The 3,577-nt window shown below is 65.5% G+C and carries 1 pseudogene; it reads left to right on the forward strand.

The features are described 5' to 3' along the window. Positions 1–1,600 precede the first annotated feature (1,600 nt). Positions 1,601–3,577: pseudogene (locus AC1DZA_RS20020) on the forward strand (invasin domain 3-containing protein); the annotation flags it as partial.

A 3,577-nucleotide genomic window follows, 5' to 3' on the forward strand; every position in this document is an offset into this window, starting at 1 on the left:
CGGACGAGACCCCCGCGACGACGCCGGTGTCGATCTCGAACTGCTGCACCCACCGGCGCACGGACTCCTGCGAGACCCCGAGCGACTCGGCGACCTGGGCTCTGACGGCGGTCTCTGACGAGTACTCCGAACGGTGCTGTGTCACCATCCGCACAGCCCTGGAACGAACTTCGTGGTCAATCTTGCGTGGCACCTTGCCATCCTCTCGTGTCGCTCAGAAAAGAGCGGCAGAGAACCCGGGGCGCTTCAGTAGTGATGTCGAGGTCGGGGTAATGAGGTGCGCGAATACGGGCGTTCGGTGGAGCCTCGGTGTACACGAGCGTATTGCGGAACCTGATTCTGGCAGGGCGTTCCAGCGGTCGCGGCAACACTGGCCAGTTTCGGGCGTTGTGATGTCGCCGAGGAAGTCTGTTGAGGAGATGGGAAGGGCACCCCAGGCAAGACGGCGGGGCGCGCCCGGCCCGTCGCGGTCGTGGTGAGACGTTGGTGGAGCATGGCGGTCGCCGGGGTCGAGGATGATGTGAATCGGGGCGGTCTTGACGTCGAGCATCTTGTTCCTTGTTGCGTGGTTCGGGATAATCCGTGACTAGTTGGCGGTCTTGAAGTCGAATTTGATCGCGGGTGGTTCGCAGGTTGCGGTTCCGCCGGGGGCGGCCGTCTTCTCGGCGATGACGGTCTCAGTGGTGTTGTTGATTCGATGATCCTGCAGGTCGCGTCAGCGGCGCCGGGTGCGGTCACCCTGAGCTTCGGGTCATAGCTAGCATTCGGATTCGGGGAGTAGGTCCAGACGGTGTCGGTGAGGGTCACAGTGCCCGTGCCGGTTTACGTGCCCGGTCGGTGTAGGAGCCTTCGGCCCCTTGCGCGGTCGAGCTCAGTTCGTACCGGTAGGCCGGCGTTGTGGTCGTGAAGCTGCAGCCTGTGACGGCAAGGCTGAGGGTTAGAGCGCTTCCGGCGGCGATCGCGATGGCGCAGGTCGAAGCGGTTGGTTCTGGTCATGGCAACCACGATCCCGGCTGCACGTCGTCGCATCGACGATCACTACGGATGGTGCGAAGAGTTGGACCTGGGCGGCACCGTGGTACGACCACAACCGTCTACTGAAGGTAGGTTCGTCCCTCCAAGGACTCCTTCTCTGCTCCCTCGCCATCGCCACCACAATCCTCCTGCGTACGCAGCGCCCCTGAACTTTCTGGTGGCAGGGTGCGCGTTCCGATCGTGATCCATGAAGGCAGGCGCCCGTCCGGGATCCAAGGCCCCGCGCAGTTGTATTCTAAAATACCGGTATTGGGCTACGCTTGATCGTGCATCGGGCGGCTGGTGAGTGTAACCCCAGTCCGGGGCACAGGCCCTTTACGGGTGTTGCTAGGGCATGTCAAGCTGAGGCATTGTCTGGATTGCTTCACCGTTTCCTTCGTTCGTTTGCTTATCGTTTGTGAAGGTTGAGCGTCTCGTGCTTTCTCTTGCTGTTGCGTCGCGTCGGTCCGGTTCAACCCATGCTGGGCGTGGCCGGCTGCCATCGGATCGGCGGGGGGTTCGCGGCCGTGCCCGGGTCGCGGTCGCGGGACTGGTCGCGGCGGCGCTGCTGGCAGTCGGGTTCCCGGTGCCGGCCTCAGCAGCGACGACCGGGTGGGCGCCCGATACGACGTTCGCGTCGAGTCTCGGGTCCGGCTTCAACACCACCGTGACCGCGGTTGCGGTGCAGGCGGATGGTCGCACCGTCGTCGGCGGTGGCTTCACGTCGGTGAACGGGGTCACCGCGAACCGGTTGGCCCGGTTGAACGCGGATGGCACGGTGGATACGGCGTTCGCGACCAATCTCGGCACCGGCTTCAACACCACCGTGACCGCGGTTGCGGTGCAGGCGGATGGTCGCACCGTCGTCGGCGGTGGCTTCTCGTCGGTGAACGGGGTCACCGCGAACGAGTTGGCCCGGTTGAACGCGGATGGCACGGTGGATACCACGTTCGCGACCAATCTCGGCACCGGCTTCGTCGCCGAGGTGTACACGGTTGCGGTGCAGGCGGATGGTGGCATCCTCGTCGGCGGTAGAATCACGTCGGTGAACGGGGTCACCGTGAACCGGTTGGCCCGGTTGAAYRCGGATGGCACGGTGGATACGGCGTTCGCGACCAATCTCGGCACCGGCTTCAACRRCRSCGKGWWCTCGKTTGCGGTGCAGGCGGATGGGCGCATCCTCGTCGGCGGTGGCTTCACGTCGGTGAACGGGGTGACCTCGAACSGGTTGGCCCGGTTGAATACGGATGGCACGGTGGATACGGCGTTCGCGACCAATCTCGGYRCCGGCTTCATCGGCGGCACCATCCCCGTGAGGTCCGTTGCGGTGCAGGCGGATGGCGGCATCCTCACCGGCGGTACCTTCACCACGGTGGACGGGGTCACCGCGAACCGGTTGGCCCGGTTGAATACGGACGGCACGGTGGATACCGCGTTCGCGACCAATCTCGGGACCGGTTTCGATGGCGATGTGACCGCGGTTGCGGTGGAAGCGGACGGTGGCATCCTCACCGGCGGTATCTTCACTGCGCTGAACGGGGTCCCTGCGGCTAGGTTGGTCCGATTGGTGCAGGTGACGGTTGCCCTGGATCCGATCCCGGGTCAGGACTCGGCGGTGGGTGAACCGGTCACGGTCCAACTCACCGCGACGAGTACCAGTGCTGACCCGATCGTGTACGCGGCCTCCGGGCTCCCGGCCGGGTTGAGCATCAACACGTCCACCGGGCAGATCACCGGCACCCCAACCACGACAGGCACCACCACGGTGACGGTGACGGCGACCAGCGCTGGGGTGACCGATCAGACCACCTTCACCTGGACGGTCACCACGGCAGATGCGGCTACGTCGACGATTGCGGCGGCGCCGGGGAGTATTCCTGCGGACGGGGCATCCACGTCGACGGTGACGGTGACGGTGCTTGACAGCAACGGGAACCCGGTCGGGGTGGGTGGTGACACGGTCACGATGTCGACTGACCTGGGTACCCTGGGTGGGGTCACGGATGTGGGTGACGGTACTTATACCGCGACGTTGACGTCGGGTACGACCGCGGGTACCGCGACGCTCGGGTTCACGCTGGATGGCACGGCGGGTACGGATACCGCGACTGTGGTGTTCACCGCGGGTGCCGCGGATGCGACGACGTCCACGATCACCGCCGCACCGGGCAGTATTCCCGCGGACGGGGCCTCCACGTCGACGGTCACGGTCACGGTGCTTGATGTGAACGGGAACCCGGTCGGGGTTGGTGGTGACACCGTCACGATGTCCACCACCCTCGGCACCCTGGGCGCGGTCACGGACAACGGTGACGGCACGTACACGGCGACACTCACGGCGGGTACGACCGCGGGCACCTCGACCCTCGGGTTCACACTGAACGGCACGGCAGGCACCGACACTACCCAGGTGGTGCTCGTTGCGGGTGCTCCGGATCCGGTCACGTCCACGATCACCGCGGCACCGGGCACGATTCCCGCGAACGGAGCATCCACCTCAACGGTCACCGTCACCGTGCTCGACAGCAACGGGAACCCGGTCGGGACCGGTGGCGCGGCGGTC

The sequence above is a fragment of the Agromyces sp. P2_B3 genome (assembly GCF_056404815.1).